The sequence below is a fragment of the Brevibacillus brevis genome (genome assembly GCF_900637055.1).
GTDB classification, from domain to species: Bacteria; Bacillota; Bacilli; order Brevibacillales; family Brevibacillaceae; genus Brevibacillus; species Brevibacillus brevis.
The window spans coordinates 5,342,038-5,357,500 of record NZ_LR134338.1 but is presented as its reverse complement, the minus strand read 5'-3'; the positions used below and the strand labels follow the sequence as shown (position 1 = coordinate 5,357,500).

Genomic DNA, 15,463 nt, shown 5'->3' with positions numbered 1-15,463 from the left:
TTTCTAACTCGTCGCCCTTATCGGGCGAGAGGACCATGCCAGGTGGGCAGTTTGACTGGGGCGGTCGCCTCCTAAAAGGTAACGGAGGCGCCCAAAGGTTCCCTCAGAATGGTCGGAAATCATTCGTAGAGTGTAAAGGCAGAAGGGAGCTTGACTGCGAGACCTACAAGTCGAGCAGGGACGAAAGTCGGGCTTAGTGATCCGGTGGTTCCGCATGGAAGGGCCATCGCTCAACGGATAAAAGCTACCCTGGGGATAACAGGCTTATCTCCCCCAAGAGTCCACATCGACGGGGAGGTTTGGCACCTCGATGTCGGCTCATCGCATCCTGGGGCTGAAGTAGGTCCCAAGGGTTGGGCTGTTCGCCCATTAAAGCGGTACGCGAGCTGGGTTCAGAACGTCGTGAGACAGTTCGGTCCCTATCTGTCGCGGGCGTAGGAAGTTTGAGGAGAGCTGTCCTTAGTACGAGAGGACCGGGATGGACGCACCGCTGGTGCACCAGTTGTCACGCCAGTGGCACAGCTGGGTAGCTATGTGCGGAAGGGATAAGCGCTGAAAGCATCTAAGCGTGAAGCCCCCTCCAAGATGAGACTTCCCACAGCGCAAGCTGGTAAGACCCCTCATAGACGATGAGGTTGATAGGTTCGGTGTGGAAGCGCGGTAACGCGTGGAGCTGACGAATACTAATCGGTCGAGGACTTATCCACACACTTAGCAACTGATCATGCAGATCCAGTTTTCAAGGAATGAGAAAGCCATCCTGCTCGGATGGCTTTTTTGTGTTAGTACAACTAAGGATACGCTAAAAACAATGGTGTAGCAGGGGTGAGGCCAGTCGGAAAAATTCCGATTGGCCTTTTTGCAATCAAACCGCCAGCCACCAAACCCCTGCGCATTCCGGCAAAGTCACCAGCTTTTCCACAACGACTCTGTCTGCAAGTTCATCCCCAAAGAAAAATCTTGCTTGCCGTTCTGCTTCTTCCAAGTCTGCAAATCGGTAGTCCAAACGAATCCATTTGTGAGAGAAGCCGTATTTGTTTTCCAACAAGGAATAGTACTGTGTAAGAAATTCGGGCGGATGAGGTGTTTCATATCCGGTCCCCATCGTCTCCATGATGACGATCGTGCCACCAGGACGAAGCACGCGTTTCATCTCCTGAATGATCTTTTCAAGATTGAGCTCGTTGTTGGGAACTTCAGAACTGGTGAGGTAACAAACCGTCCATCCCGCTACGATGACATCTGCACTATTAGCGTCTGCGGGAATTTCTCGATGATCCGCTACGTTTGTTTTCCAATTGGAAAGACCGGCTTGCGTCAGCTGTAGTGCATTCACTTCTAGCATGGCAGCGGAAGCATCGAGAGCAAGAATGGACTTGGCATGAGGGGCAAGCACAGAGGTAAGTCTACCTGAGCCAGCTCCCAGATCGATCACGTCCCGTCCTTTAATAGGGGTGATTTCTTCGATGACAGCGAGCAGACTTGGTTGTCTGGAAATCATCAAATCGTACTGTTCCGCTTGATTTTTATAAATTTGTTCGTGGTTTGGCATCGTTCACCCTCCAGTTACTTGATCGTACTGGAAAATATCGTAAAGCTTCACGCCACGTGAAGGTCAAGAGATAGAAAAAAGGATTCCGCCTCGCAGTCTTATGAGCTACAGGGGAATCCTTCTTCTTTTTCATTTAAGAACGGACAGAAATTAAATTCTTCGCCAGCGCTACCATCTGATCATGAAGGGTAGGGTCTAGTTGATTGCTTCCCGTGTGGTACGCGAGATGATACAAGATTCCTTGATCATAGAACTCCATCTCATGGGCGTTTGTGACGATCAGATTTACTGCGTGATTTTTATCATCGTACTTGTAAAAGTTATACACATAAGAGCTGTTTGTCGTGATGATATGATGATAGAAAGTGATATCGTCAGTCAGTGGCTCAACGCGCATGACGTTCCCAAACGAATCCAGTCCAGAAGCAGATGGCTTCACATGGGCCAAGGGGTTTTCATCTGTCTCTGTCATACGAACGATGAAGAAGTTTTCCGTAATAGGGACTTCGTTAGCCTGCTCGTATGTCAGCTGTAGCTGGTGTCGTGTTTCTTTTTCGGAGCCTGAGGAGAATGAGACGAGATAGGCCAACTCTTTTTCGACAGGAAAAGGCAGCTTCGTTCTATCCACTAGCTTGATTCTGCTTTGGAGAGACGAAGGCAATAGCGGTGTCATTTCCTGAATACTCATCGGCCGGTAATGCGTCACGTTTTCAGGATCTTGGGTCAGTCTGTGAATTTCGCTCTGGGCAAAAACATCTCCGCCAGCTTTTACGAGACCAGTGGAAGAGGAGCAACCGACAAGCAATAGAAACAGGCTCACTGCAAGGGAACACACAACTTTTGGTCGAAAATTTCTCAAGTCTTTCCTCCTATTATGCCTCCGCCCCCTTCGTTTGATTGACGAGACGAAGCATCTTATTCCCGATGTTGATTGCTGCTTGAATAATGTAGCCAGTCGTAAACGACAGCACGACTGTTCCGTAATAAATCGGGCCATCTAACAGGAAGCTTGCGCTAAGAAACATGCACGCCAGCAAAATTTCTGTCCGTCTGAATGTCCACTTTAATCTTTTCGACATGACCAGTACAAATGCCTCTTGGGGGGCTGTGCACACTTGCGTACACACATACAGCCCGATACCGCTGCCGATGCAAATGTTTCCGAGTGCCATGGTCAGAAGCGGCGGCAATGAACGGATAGCAGCCATGAGCGCATCGATGGACCCGATCAAATCGACAAAGATGGAGATCAGCACCATGACCAAAATGGCACCGACAGTAATATAACTGCGATCCATGAAAAGGACGATGATGACAAAGGTCAGGTTAATGGCAAACATCCAGAAGCCAATCGATATCCCGAAGTTTTGATACAGGGCAATAAACAGAGAATCATACGGGCTAAGACCAAAAGATGTAATGGTCGTCATCATGTTGATCCCGAGTGCTAAAATCAATAAGCCTACGATAAACAAGAGATATTCAAATTTTAAGCGAATCACAAAACACGACTCCTTTCATTCTACATAAGGAGAGCATAATATGTGGAACGCTTTTCAGAGCAAGCGGAATGTGTTTTGATGTATGTAATAATTACTGATTCGACTTAGAGGAGCAATCTGAGTGGCTAACATAAGAGAAATCGCGAAATTGGCAGGTGTATCCGTTTCAACCGTTTCCCGTGTGCTTAACAACCATCCGTACGTGAACGAGAAAAAACGCGCGGAGATTCTCAAGATTATTGAAGAACAAAATTATGTTCAAAACAGTAATGCGGTTCACCTCTCTACCGGAAAAACGATGGTAATCGGTGTGACGTTACCTCTCGTCAACAATCAGTACTACAGCTCCATTATCGAAGGGATTGCAGCAGAAGCGGCTCAGCATCATTACAAGCTGATGGTGTGCCAAACAAATAACAACCCCGAGCAAGAACGCAGCGTTTTACACTTGCTCAAAAATAAAAAAATCGACGGGCTAATCATGTGCTCCAGGTCCAGCTCTTGTGAAACGCTCAATGAATACGCAGGATACGGACCTATCATCACTTGTGAAGCAAATGATACCATATCTGTTTCAAGTGTTCATATCGACCACTATCAAACGTTTCGGATCGGGATGGAGTATCTGATGAAGAAGGGGCATCGCCGGATCGGGTATTGCATCGGCAGAAAAAACAGCTTTAACAGTCAGCATCGCAAGCGTGCCTATTACGAAAAGCTGCGTTCGATTGACGTGACACCCTCTCCTGAGTGGTCATTTGAAGAGTGTTTAACGATCCAAGACGGCAAGGATGTCGTGGGAAAATTGTTGCAAACAGAAGAGCGGCCGACAGCAATGATCGTATCGTGCAATCATATAGCGGCAGGGATCATCAAAGAAGCCAGCAGATTCGGGATTAGTGTACCAGAAGACTTAGCCGTAGTCGGTTGCGATGATCAGCCGATCGGAGAACTGCTAGAGATCACCACCGTCTCCAGCTCCAGTACGTTGATGGGAAAATACGCATTTGAGATGCTGCATGAGCGGATTTGGACTCAGCAATTGGATGGGAAAAAGGAAGAGAAGGAACTGTCGCCCGTATTGGTAGAGCGACTGACGACGTAAAGCTTGAAAGATAGCACAGTTGATCAAAAAAATGCCAGTGATCTCCCGCATACTAAAGAAAAAATAGGTGAAGGAAGTCAAAGATGGACACGTACAAGCGGATTCAGGACGCGATTGATTATGTAGAAGAGCATCTTCAGGAAGAAATGAACATCTCAGAAATTGCTTCCAGGGCGCATTTCTCTGCGTTTCATTTTCAACGGCTGTTTCAGGCAATCTCAGGCTTCACTGTACAGGAGTACATTCGCAAACGCAGATTGTCGGAAGCTGCACGTGCGCTAAAACAGACAAGTGACAATGTGCTCGAAATTGCTGTGGCCTATCAATACCAGTCGCAGGAAGCACTGACACGCGCTTTTGAGAAGCAGTTCGGCATTACACCTGGAAAATATCGCAAAGAAAATCGATCGCTGCCCTACCAAGCCAAAATGGACTTCTTGACCTTTCGCCAAACGATTAAAGGAGAGATCACGATGAACAAACCGACGATCACGATATTGGACAAAATTTTAATCATTGGACGCAGGTTCCGGACGAGCTTGCAGGATGAAAAGTATTTCACGGACATCCCGGGCTTCTATCAAGCGTTTGGCAGCAATCAAGATTTTCTGCGGATTCCGAATAAAGCGGCGGCAGACATGTCGTACGGAATTTCCTGCGAATTTGCGGATGACGGTAGCTTTTCCTTTGTTGTGGGGGAGGCTGTTCATGGCTTTCCGGAAGAACTGCCTGAGGGCTTCATTTCACTTGCTCTGCCTGCGGGGAAATATGCGGAGTTCAAGGTGAACGGGGACGTCGATCTCGTGCAAAACACACGCAGGTACATTTACGGGACGTGGTTGCCGAATTCGAATTACGAGAGAACAGAGGGACCCGATTTTGAAGTGACAGATGTGTGGGGCTCTCGTTTCCCAGATGCAATAAAGATGAGCATCTATATTCCGCTAAAATAGCCACTGGCTCGCGAATTTTACATGACCTTCACACGCCATCCATTCCAGCTTTATACCCGTTTGCTACAGTGTACATGTAAGAGCGAATGTACAGGAGGCGGGTAAGGTGGAAGTGCGGATTGAGCGCGTCGTAAGAGATGATTTTGCGGAAATGATCACGTTGGCGGATATGACATTACCCGATCGAATGAACTTGCATGAGCTGAAAAAGTATATGGAGCTGTTTCCTGAGCTGATTTTCAAGGCGACCTACAACGGCCAGCTCATCGGTTTTAGCTGCGCCGGCATTGATATGTATCAGACGACTGGCTGGCTTCTGTTCAGCAATGTGAGCAAGGAGTTCCAAGGCCAAGGCATTGGCAAGCGGCTAATTGAAGCCAGACTGCAAGCCTTGCGCCAGTTTCCAACACTTCGCACCGTGCAGGTTACCGTGAGTGAAACGAACGCATCCTCTATTCGCGCGCTGTCTGCCTATGGCTTCCGTCTTGCTCACGCGGAACAGGATTACTACGGGCCGGGCAAGCATCGGAATTTGATGGAGCTGCCTATTTTGCCTATGATTCAACCAGAAAAAATAGAGTCGTCCATCGTGACTACCTAGGTGGATTCATGAAAAAAGCGGAGGAGCTAAAACCTTTCCGCTTTTTTTATATGCTGGTACCGATGCTGTAGTGGAGGGAAGAAGTGCATTTCCAGTCTACGCTTCGGCCTAAGCCCCGCAAAGGGGATTGACTGTCCGCTCCGAAATGAATAGCGGGAGCGCTTCAAACCAGAAAACGCAAATGCGTTTTTGTATGTGATAAAAGCTGAAATTCCCCGCTATTCATTTCTACGCTGAGTAGGGCTCCAGAGGCGCTTGGACTGGAAAACATGTGGCAGGGCTTCGGACTCCACATCTGTTGGAAGACAACCATAATTATCCCTTGTCCTTAATCAACACAGCCGCCAACACCTGCTGCCCAAACGCAGTAATCTGAGTTCCTTGCTTCTTAACTCCAATCGAGACGCACCCAGCGCGTTCCAGCACGGTCAGCTTGTGCCTGATTTGGGCTTCAGTCAAGGGGGTAGGACTCTCCATTCTCGCGAGCAGGGCACTGCGTCCAATACGCTCCTGACGCTTGTAGCAATCGGACAGCACTTGCAGGATCGCTGCGTAATCTACCAAGGAGCCTTGCCTGGACAAATACCGGATTGTATCTTCCAGCGTATCATCTCGGTGAGAGAGAAGTGGCTGAGTAGAGACATGCCCCGCAAAAAAACGCTCCGGCAAATGAGCCAGCTCCACCTGATTCCCCTCTGCGATGACGACTGCATAGTGAATGAAATTTTCCAGCTCGCGAATATTGCCTGGCCAATCGTAACGGAGCAGCTGTTCCGTCACTTCCCGTGAGAAGGACAGACGCTGCTTTTTTTTCTGCAAAAAATAATCGATCAGCACCAAAATATCCTCTGGACGATCACGCAGTGGCTGGATGTGCAACGGCAGGACGTTCAGTCTGTAGTACAAATCCTCGCGAAACGTCCCTTTTTTGACCATTTCCATCAGGTTGCAATTGGTAGCGGCGATGACGCGGACATTGACTGGAATGACACGATAGCCCCCTACGCGCATGACCTGCTTTTCCTGGAGAACACGAAGCAGTGACGCCTGGATGCTGAGTGGGGCATCCCCAATCTCGTCCAGAAAAATGGTCCCGTTGTGAGCCAGCTCGAATAGTCCCATCTTTCCGCCTTTTCGTGCTCCGGTAAAAGAACCTTCCTCGTATCCGAACAATTCGCTCTCAACCAAGCTCTCGGTCAGTCCTGCAAAATTGACGGGGACGAACGGACCGTCACGGCGCGTCGAGTGTTGATGGATGGCTTGGGCGAAAACTTCCTTCCCGGTTCCGTTTTCCCCTGTGATGAGAATCGTAAAGTCGCTTTCGGCCAGCTTGGTCGCCACTCGCTTGTTGGTCTGAATGGACGGGCTTTTGCCGATGATATTGTCAAACGAATACTTGGTCATCAGTCCGAGATTGGCACTTTTCGTCCGTATTTCCTGTTCGATCTGCTGTACCTTCGTCACGTCCTGAAAGGTAATGACCGCGCCAAGAAACTGATCATCCAAGAACGTGGGAATCTTGGTAACCAAGAGGTACAAATCGCGGAATTCCAATACTTGCTTCGTTACTTCCGTGTGTGACTCGACTACTTCCAAAATGAGAAATTCGGGAATGACCTCCGCTACATTTCGCCCGATACAAGTTGCTTCAGTCATTTGCAAAATTTTCTCGGCTTCTTTGTTCAGCACAGTGATATGCCCTGTGGCATCTGTGCCAATGATGCCTTCATGAACGGCATTTAAAATGGAGCTCAGCTTTTCATTCAGCTTCCGTTCATTGTGTACCGAGTTGGTCAGCTTGCGCCCGATATGGACGAAATCACTGATGAAATCAGCCGTGTACAGGTTTGCCTTATCCGGAGACAGATCAAGCAGGCGCGAAATATCAAAGATCGTCGTCAAATCCAAAGGGCGGTGCCCCAACTCAATGACGTTTTCAAAATGAGCAGGAATCAGCTCCCTGAGCCCATGACAGACTGCGACATCTATTTGATCTTTTTCAGGAAGCGGAGTCTCGGTATCAGGTACGTACGGCACAAATGCAAGATGAGAGAATCCGAGATGAAACAAGAGCTCAATCGCGCCTTCTACCATTTCGATGGAGTTGGAAACAAATAGACAGCGTGTTCCTGGCGGCAAGTCCATGAGTTGATCCAGTTTGTTAATGTCAATCGTGCGCCTTGCTAGCAGCACGGGGATGTCTGACGGAGGTACTGGCTGATCGTGCAAGAGACTCGTGTCCGAAACGAGGATGAGATCAACTTCATCGTACACACTCGGGTGAAGCCGTTCTTGCATGTGGTTTCGAATGATGTCCAAGCGGTCGCCGAAAAAAGACGTGAGCGTGTTTGCAAACAGCAGGCTGATCGTCTCCAGCCGGGTCATCAATAAGATGCATGGGTTCTGTTTTATCATGATGCGACTCCTTTATATCTGCCGAATAGCTTTTTGATTTGGGTGGAAATATTGGAGGGATTATCAACAAAAAACAACCTATATTATAACCTAAAAAATCTATAATTGTTCAGAAATGCTTAACTTTTATAACAATACAGTATTGGCACAATTCTTGCTATACATCCGGTAGAGCAAAACGAGATACTAGAGATAGACATCAGGGAGGATGATGAATCGGATGAATCCGTTCGTATACATGGACGAGCATCGCGACGGAATAGTGCAAACATACAAAGATTTGCATCAATTGGCGGAGCCGAGCTGGCACGAGGAGAAAACGGCGAAATATTTGCAGGAACGCTTGGAGGCGGCTGGTATTGCCGTCACACGCTTCGAGGGGCACCACGGCTTTTATGCTGAGATTCCTGGAGAGAGTGCTGAAATCGTGGCTTTGCGTGCGGATATGGATGCACTCGTACAGGAAGTGGATGGCGTGGTGAGACCGAATCATTCATGCGGACACGATGCTCACTCGACACTGGCTCTCTACAGCGCCCTTGCTATTCAAGCAAGCGGAGCGGTGCCGCCGAAAACGATGCGCTTTCTATTCCAGCCTGCTGAAGAGAAGATGGGCGGAGCCTTGCAGATGATGAAGGATGGTGCCCTCGAAGGCGTGACAAAGCTGATCGGCGTCCATCTGCGCCCGGAAATGGAAGTCCCGTATGGTAGTGCTGCTCCAGCGATTTTGCATGGATCGTCTAGCTCCATCAGAGGGACGATTACAGGTCTGCAAGCACACGGAGCACGTCCGGCGCTCGGAAAAAATGTTATCGAAGCCGCTTCGTTTTTGGTTTTTGCGTTGCAAAACATTCGCCTGCAAGACGGATGCTCTTTTTCCGTGAAGATGACTCAATTGCAAGCAGGGGGAGAAACGGTAAACGTTATCCCTGATCGAGCGACCTTTAGCCTCGATGTACGTGCACAGTCCAATGAAGGCATGGCAGAATTGCGGAGAAAAACCGAGCATGCCATGAGTCAGACAGGGGCTTTGACGGGCATGGATGTGGAGTGGGAATGGTCGGGAGTCACGCCGGCAGCGGTCGCCAATGCGAACATGATCCAAGTAGCCAAAAAGGCAATTGGGCAAGTGTTGGGTGAGGACAAAATTGCCGATATATGTGTGACACCAGGCGGAGAGGACTTCCATTTTTACGCGATTCACCGCCCTGAGCTGGCTACCACGATGATTGGTTTGGGATGTGGGCTCACACCTGTTTTGCATCATCCACAGATGACTTTTCAGACAGATGCCTTGATTTATGGGGCAAAAATCATGACAGCTGCGATTTATGAAGCAGCCCAACATTCTTAGAGAACCGCTACATACGCAGGGGGTTACCTTATGACAGAGAGCAAGCAACTAAAAAAGAAAAGCTTATTTCGGTTAGACGCCTACGTCCTTTTGTTTTGCATCTTACTTCTATGTGCGCTGGCTACCTATGTGGTCCCCACAGGAGAATTTGACCGTGTAAAAAACGGCAATGTGACGACGGTTGTCCCGGGTAGCTACCATGCGGTGGAGCCGAATCCTACGGGCTTTATCGAGTTTTTTACCGCGATCCAGACAGGGATGGTCAAAGGCGCGCCGATCATCTTCCTCGTTCTGTTCACAGGCGGTGCTTTGGCTGTTTTGGATAAGACAGGTGCACTCAACGCAGCGATTCTAACCATGGTCCGAAAATTAGGAAATAGAGAGTGGCTGCTGGTTATTTTGATCACTTCCGTTTTTTCTGTACTGGGTACGTTGGGTGTCATCGTCAACTCCGTCATTGCTTTCGTTCCGCTGGGCATCATGATAGCGAGAGCGATGAAAATGGATGCGATCTTCGGCGTGGCTCTGATTTATCTGGGTGTGTATGCTGGATTCAATACGACCATTGCTTTTCCGGGAACGCTGGGCTTGTCCCAAGAAATTGCGGAGCTGCCACTGTTTTCAGGTATCGGCTACCGCACCATCATTTATGTTACGTTTGTGATCGTCACCATTTTGTACATCGGGCGTTACGCGCGCAAGGTTCGTCAAAACAAGAGTATCTTGGGGGACGAGCTCTTTCCTTCTGATAGTGGTTCAACCACGATGGAAGTAGACACGAAAAATGTTGATTTTACTACTCGTCACAAATTGATCTTGGCGTTTACGGGAATCGTTCTGATTGGTTTTATCGTCTGCACGATCTTGTTCAAATGGGACGTTAACGAGATGTCCGGAATCTTTATTTTCATTGCGATCGGAGTAGGCTTGCTCAACAAGATGAGCGGCAACGATATCGCCAAAACGTTTTTAAAAGGCTGTCAGGGGCTGATTTATGGGGCTTTGATTGTGGGTATGGCACGTGCGGTCACGGTCATTTTGGAAGATGGGAAGTTCCTCGATACTATCGTGTACGGGCTTGCTACCATTCTGGAGCCGCTCTCACCGATGGCAGGCGCGATTGGGATGTTCCTGGGAAGCGCCGGGCTGCATTTCTTGATTTCGTCCGGTTCAGGTGAAGCTGTTATGCTGATGCCGTTGTTGGCACCATTGGCTGACCTGATGGGCATTACTCGTCAGGTAGCAGTAGAGGCGCTGATGCTCGGAGAAGGTGTGGTCAACTGCATTAACCCGACCTCAGGTGTTCTGATGAGTATTTTGGCGATGAGTGGCATCTCCTACGGCAAGTGGCTGAAGTTCATGCTTCCGCTCACAGCGGTATGGACAGCTCTCTCCATTGTGTTTATCGTGATCGGGGTCTTGATTAACTGGGGCCCGTATTAATCCAACATTCGATAATAAGAAAGGCTTCGCCAACATGACTTGGCGGAGCTTTTTTCATCAAAATCCTTCACGCGCATAAACTGTGCAGCGACACATCATTTTCGCAGGCAGAAAGTGGGGAAGCTCACCATGAGTACGGAAAATCAAGTCGCTTTTGATTACCGGAAATACTGGGAGGATGATGAGGAAGACTTTGAAAAAACATTGGTTGACATCTTCTCTTGTGCTAAAAAGCATGTCATTCTCTACACGAAGGTAACGGATGGGACAGAACCCCAGGTCGTCGACATGATCAAAGATCGCGACATCTTGCGTTACTTGAAAAAGTACAGTGATTTCACCATTACACGAACCGTTGAGCAGAAATATCCAGACCTGTCCTCTGCCAGCTTTTTGATTCTCGAAAAAAATCCCCCAACCGCTACATAGCTGTGGGGGATTTCCTTTCCTTTATTGACCAATGATGATGCGTTCTTTCGGATAATGGTAGCGTACGATTCGGTCATTGCGCTTCAAGAAAAGGAGCAAATTGATAATCCCGATACGTCCGATCATCATCGTAATAATCAGGATGAGCTTGCCGCCTATGCCCATCTGAGCCGTAATCCCGGTAGACAATCCGGTCGTACCAAAAGCAGAGCAGACCTCGAACAAGACGTGTTGGAAAGGTAAATCCTCCAGCCAGACGAGCAGCATGACCGACGTGAACACCAGGATAATCGCGATGAAAAAGACGATGAAGGAGCGCTGAATGTCCTCATCAACCAGCTCTCTCCCGAACACCTTTACTTCCTTGTAGCCACGCATGTTGGCAAAAACCGAGGCAATCAGGACGAAGAACGTCGTGGTCCGTATCCCCCCGCCCACGCTGCTCGGGGAGGCGCCAATGAACATCATCCCGGAGAGCATGATGAGTGTTGTGGTCGACAAGAGGCTGATATCCATCGTAGCCAAGCCGCCGCTTCGCGAAGAGACGGAGTGGAACAACGAATAGAACAGCATTTCATGCCAGGTCTTATCGGCCAAAAACTGATTCCGTTCAAAAACGAAAATGAGCAGGGCTCCAATGACGATCAAGGAAAAGAACGTCAGTGTCGTAATCTTGGTGAAAAGTGAAAAGGTGAAACGCACTTTTGCACGGCGATAGGAAAAATACGTTCTCAGCTCCACGAGTACGGGAAACCCGATCGCCCCACAAATAATCAAGATCATCACGATGGTCTGAAATACGTAATCGTGGGTAAAGTCGAGCATGGAATTTCCGTGCAGGTCAAACCCGGCATTGGTAAAAGCACTGACAGAGGCAAAGTAACCGTGGTAGAACGCGGTGTACCAGTCATCGTAGTAGCCGGCGTAAATAAAATGACTGCCTAACAGGATGGTTCCCACCAGCTCAATCATGAGCGCAATCACGAGAATATTGCGCATCAGGTCGACCAGACCGGACAAAGTGGACCGGTTGTGGTCCGTCGCGATCCAGATGCGCTGTTCCAGTCCGATTTTTTGACCCATGAGGATCCAGATGAACGTTCCGAGTGTCATGATTCCGACCCCGCCAACCTGGAAGAGCAACGTAAGAAACAAGATTCCCCACTGGTTGAAAACCTCATGAATGGTAATGACAGTAAGCCCGGTAACGCTGATGGCACTCGCCGCGGTAAACAAAGAGTCAATAAAAGAAAGAGAGACTCCCGGCAAGTGAAAAAACGGCAATGACAGAAGAAACGCTGAGATCAGGATGAGCCCAACGTAGGCGAACACGATGATTTGAACAGATGTCAATCGACGCTTTTGATTGGATGATAACAAAATAAATGGCCTCCTGAATGAGCTTCATGAGGATAATCATACCAAAAAAAGTTCGCAAGCAAAAACACTAAGAAAACACCCCTTGCCTGCGTGTAGCACCAAAGACAAGGGGTGTTCGTTCATCTACTTCTTATTGCGACGGAGGGCACGTCTGATTTGACCGCGAATCTCTCCATCCGGATTTTGCGTTGTGTGCACGTTTACATACGTTTGCCCGTTCTTCATGAGCCGAATCAATTCTGACAGGGGTCTGCCTTGCAAAGGACCAACCAGATCAGCTTGAGTAATGGAACCAGTCACAACACCCCGATTCACACTGATACCACGCGTTACAGGACCAAACAAGAATACAACAACAGGTCCATTTACTCCTCTGGCCCCAACATGAATATGAGCTTCCGTGAAATTCCGCAAATTGTTTACGACCAATCGAAAATCGAGTCGTTGTTTATTCTGACTTAATCGAAAGCTAGTAGTACCTGTTGCATTTGTTCGGACTGGCGGAACCTCTTCAGAGCCTCGCAAAAAAGCTCGAAACCTCAATGTCATAGTAATCACCTCCTACTTTCTACAATATTTTTATTGCTCATACATGGCTTGTACGTTTGTCCAACGCGGATTGAGCATGTACAAAAAGGGCTAGCGAAAAGATTAGTTGACAATGTATCCGCAAGAATGGTAAAGTTCAGAATGTATTTATTGGAAATTCAAAATATTAATGGAAAGGTGGGCTAGTCATGAAAAGAATTGTACGCATGGGTCATTCATACAACGGCATACATGACGTAACCCCACCATTGATACGAGCGTAGTATCGTTTTTTTGATCTCGTTAACATGGCGTAGGTTACATTTTTCGTAACTTGCGCTTTTTCTATTTTTGTTAAGGAAAAGGCATGTTGCTTACGGGCGATATGTCTTTTTTTGGCCTCTTTATAAGGTCACCCACCCAGCTAAAGAGAGGGGAGAAACACGGATGTTCTCGGTTTTGGCAAAGCTTGATTGGTTTTTCAAGGAGCATTGGAAACGTTATACGGTCGCTATTCTGCTATTGATTCTGGGCGGCTTACTGGAGATTATCCCTCCAAAAATCATCGGGGTGGCTATTGATGAGATTCACCTGGGGACGCTGACTGGCGAGCGGCTGGTATCCATTTTGCTGTTTTTCGGTGTATTGTCTGTCGCTATTTATTGGGTCAATTTTATCTGGATTCGCCAGCTGTTTGGGGGAGCGTTTCTGGCGGAGCGGACGTTACGGTCGAAGCTCATGACGCATTTTTTGCGGATGACGCCAACGTTTTATCAGCGCAATCGCACCGGTGATCTGATGGCGCGGGCGACAAATGACCTCAAGGCTGTCTCGATGACGACAGGCTTCGGGATTTTGACGATGGTGGATTCGTTATCCTTTACAGGGGCAATTGTCCTGACGATGGGCTTTCTGATCAGTTGGAAGCTGACTTTGGCGGCGATCCTTCCATTGCCGTTTATGGCCTATATCATCAAGCAGTATGGGAAAAAAATTCACGAGCGATTTTCAACCGCACAAACCTCGTTCGGCGAGCTGAATGACCGTGTGCTGGAATCCGTCTCTGGGGTTCGCGTGATTCGAGCTTACGTACAGGAGATGGCGGATCAGGAACGCTTTCGCCAAAAAACACATGAAGTGTATCAAAAAAATATCGATGTGGCGAGAATCGATTCGTTGATTGAGCCGACCGTCAAAATATTGGTTGGAATCAGTTATATGATCGGCTTGATCTACGGTGGATACCTCGTGTTCCAAAGAGAACTGACCTTGGGAGAGCTGGTCTCGTTCAACGTCTATCTCGGGATGCTCATTTGGCCGATGTTTGCGATTGGTGAATTGATCAATGTGATGCAAAGAGGAAGTGCCTCGCTGGATCGGGTCAATGAAACCTTGGCTTATGAAGCCGATGTGACGGATCACGACAGACCGGTACATGTGGCAGTACCAGAAGTCATTCGGTTTGATTCCGTGACATTCCGCTATCCATCTGCGCAGGTTGACCAACTAGTGGATGTCTCCTTTACTCTTGGCCGGGGTCAGACGCTAGGAATCGTCGGGCGTACGGGAAGCGGGAAATCCACGCTGGTGCGGCAGCTGCTTCGCGAATATCCGGTAGGACGGGGAGCCATCAGTGTTTCGGGAGAGGCGTTAGAACAGATCAGTCTGGATAACATCAAGAGCTGGATCGGCTATGTACCGCAGGAGCAGATTCTGTTCTCGAAGACAGTCCGCGAAAACATCTTGTTCGGGAACAACGAGGCAACAGAAGAACAATTACAGGAAGTGTTGAAGCAGGCAGCATTTGCTCGGGATGTGCAGCTATTGCCCGAAGGCTTGCAAACACTCGTTGGTGAAAAAGGCGTAGCCCTTTCAGGCGGACAAAAACAGCGGGTATCGATTGCCCGAGCTCTTTTGGTCAATCCGGAAATCTTGATTCTCGATGATGCCATGTCAGCGGTGGATGGCAAAACCGAAGCGGAGATGATCGCGAATATTCGCCGGGAGCGTGCAGGCAAAACAACACTGATCACCACACATCGCTTATCGGCCGTCCAGCATGCAGATTGGATTCTCGTCATAGACGAAGGACGAATCGTCGAGGAAGGTACACATGCTCAGCTATTGGAGCTGGGCGGATGGTATAAAGAACAATTCGAGAAACAGCAGATTGAAGCGACGCTGACAGAAAGCGGGTGAAT

The 15,463-nt window shown here is 48.5% G+C and carries 13 protein-coding genes and 1 rRNA gene (1 of these 14 cut by a window edge); 8 read left to right on the top strand and 6 right to left on the bottom strand.

The window, feature by feature from the left end:
* Window positions 1-707, top strand: a 23S ribosomal RNA gene (locus EL268_RS26030) (it extends 2,235 nt beyond the left edge of the window).
* Window positions 708-865: 158 nt separating this feature from the next.
* On the opposite strand, the gene EL268_RS26025 is transcribed toward EL268_RS26030, so the two are convergent.
* The 3 genes from EL268_RS26025 to EL268_RS26015 form a co-directional block, all read right to left on the bottom strand.
* Window positions 866-1,552, bottom strand: coding sequence for a class I SAM-dependent methyltransferase (locus EL268_RS26025; protein ID WP_106654081.1), 687 nt, complete (start codon window positions 1,550-1,552; stop codon window positions 866-868).
* Window positions 1,553-1,685: 133 nt separating this feature from the next.
* Window positions 1,686-2,411 carry a hypothetical protein gene (locus EL268_RS26020; protein ID WP_106654082.1) on the bottom strand — a complete coding sequence of 242 codons (726 nt, stop codon included), beginning with the start codon at window positions 2,409-2,411 and terminating at the stop codon, window positions 1,686-1,688.
* 13 nt (window positions 2,412-2,424) lie between these two features.
* Window positions 2,425-3,054 carry a YczE/YyaS/YitT family protein gene (locus EL268_RS26015; RefSeq protein ID WP_106654083.1) on the bottom strand — a complete coding sequence of 210 codons (630 nt, stop codon included), beginning with the start codon at window positions 3,052-3,054 and terminating at the stop codon, window positions 2,425-2,427.
* Between the two features lie 121 nt (window positions 3,055-3,175).
* Between EL268_RS26015 and EL268_RS26010 the strand changes: the two genes are divergently transcribed.
* From EL268_RS26010 to EL268_RS26000, 3 genes are all read left to right on the top strand, one after another.
* Entirely contained in the window at window positions 3,176-4,159 is a 984-nt protein-coding gene (locus EL268_RS26010) for a LacI family DNA-binding transcriptional regulator (protein WP_106654084.1), read from the top strand.
* Window positions 4,160-4,242: 83 nt separating this feature from the next.
* Complete coding sequence (locus EL268_RS26005; RefSeq protein ID WP_106654085.1) at window positions 4,243-5,112, top strand: AraC family transcriptional regulator; 870 nt, start codon at window positions 4,243-4,245, stop codon at window positions 5,110-5,112.
* A 106-nt stretch (window positions 5,113-5,218) separates the two neighbouring features.
* Entirely contained in the window at window positions 5,219-5,713 is a 495-nt protein-coding gene (locus EL268_RS26000) for a GNAT family N-acetyltransferase (RefSeq protein WP_106654086.1), read from the top strand.
* A 315-nt stretch (window positions 5,714-6,028) separates the two neighbouring features.
* Here the strand turns inward: EL268_RS26000 and EL268_RS25995 are convergent, their stop codons facing one another.
* The gene (locus EL268_RS25995; RefSeq protein WP_106654087.1) at window positions 6,029-8,128 is read right to left on the bottom strand and encodes a sigma-54 interaction domain-containing protein; all 2,100 of its coding nucleotides are present in this window, start codon (window positions 8,126-8,128) and stop codon (window positions 6,029-6,031) included.
* A 220-nt stretch (window positions 8,129-8,348) separates the two neighbouring features.
* On the opposite strand from EL268_RS25995, the gene EL268_RS25990 reads away from it, so the two are divergent.
* The 3 genes from EL268_RS25990 to EL268_RS25980 all read left to right on the top strand — a co-directional run bounded on the left by EL268_RS25990 (window position 8,349) and on the right by EL268_RS25980 (window position 11,354).
* On the top strand, window positions 8,349-9,482 hold the full coding sequence (locus tag EL268_RS25990) for a M20 peptidase aminoacylase family protein (protein ID WP_106654088.1): 1,134 nt from the start codon (window positions 8,349-8,351) through the stop codon (window positions 9,480-9,482).
* 30 nt (window positions 9,483-9,512) lie between these two features.
* Window positions 9,513-10,925: a YfcC family protein gene (locus EL268_RS25985; protein ID WP_106654089.1), complete on the top strand. Its 1,413-nt coding sequence runs from the start codon at window positions 9,513-9,515 to the stop codon at window positions 10,923-10,925.
* A gap of 129 nt (window positions 10,926-11,054) precedes the next feature.
* Window positions 11,055-11,354 (top strand): hypothetical protein, encoded by a 300-nt coding sequence (locus EL268_RS25980; protein WP_232030074.1) that lies wholly within the window; start codon window positions 11,055-11,057, stop codon window positions 11,352-11,354.
* Window positions 11,355-11,375: 21 nt separating this feature from the next.
* On the opposite strand, the gene EL268_RS25975 is transcribed toward EL268_RS25980, so the two are convergent.
* Window positions 11,376-12,734 carry a TrkH family potassium uptake protein gene (locus EL268_RS25975; RefSeq protein WP_106654090.1) on the bottom strand — a complete coding sequence of 453 codons (1,359 nt, stop codon included), beginning with the start codon at window positions 12,732-12,734 and terminating at the stop codon, window positions 11,376-11,378.
* A gap of 123 nt (window positions 12,735-12,857) precedes the next feature.
* Complete coding sequence (locus EL268_RS25970) at window positions 12,858-13,283, bottom strand: CHRD domain-containing protein (protein ID WP_106654091.1); 426 nt, start codon at window positions 13,281-13,283, stop codon at window positions 12,858-12,860.
* Between the two features lie 426 nt (window positions 13,284-13,709).
* Here EL268_RS25970 and EL268_RS25965 point away from each other — a divergent pair, with 426 nt between their 5' ends.
* Window positions 13,710-15,461, top strand: coding sequence for an ABC transporter ATP-binding protein (locus tag EL268_RS25965; RefSeq protein WP_106654092.1), 1,752 nt, complete (start codon window positions 13,710-13,712; stop codon window positions 15,459-15,461).
* The last annotated feature ends 2 nt before the right edge of the window (window positions 15,462-15,463 follow it).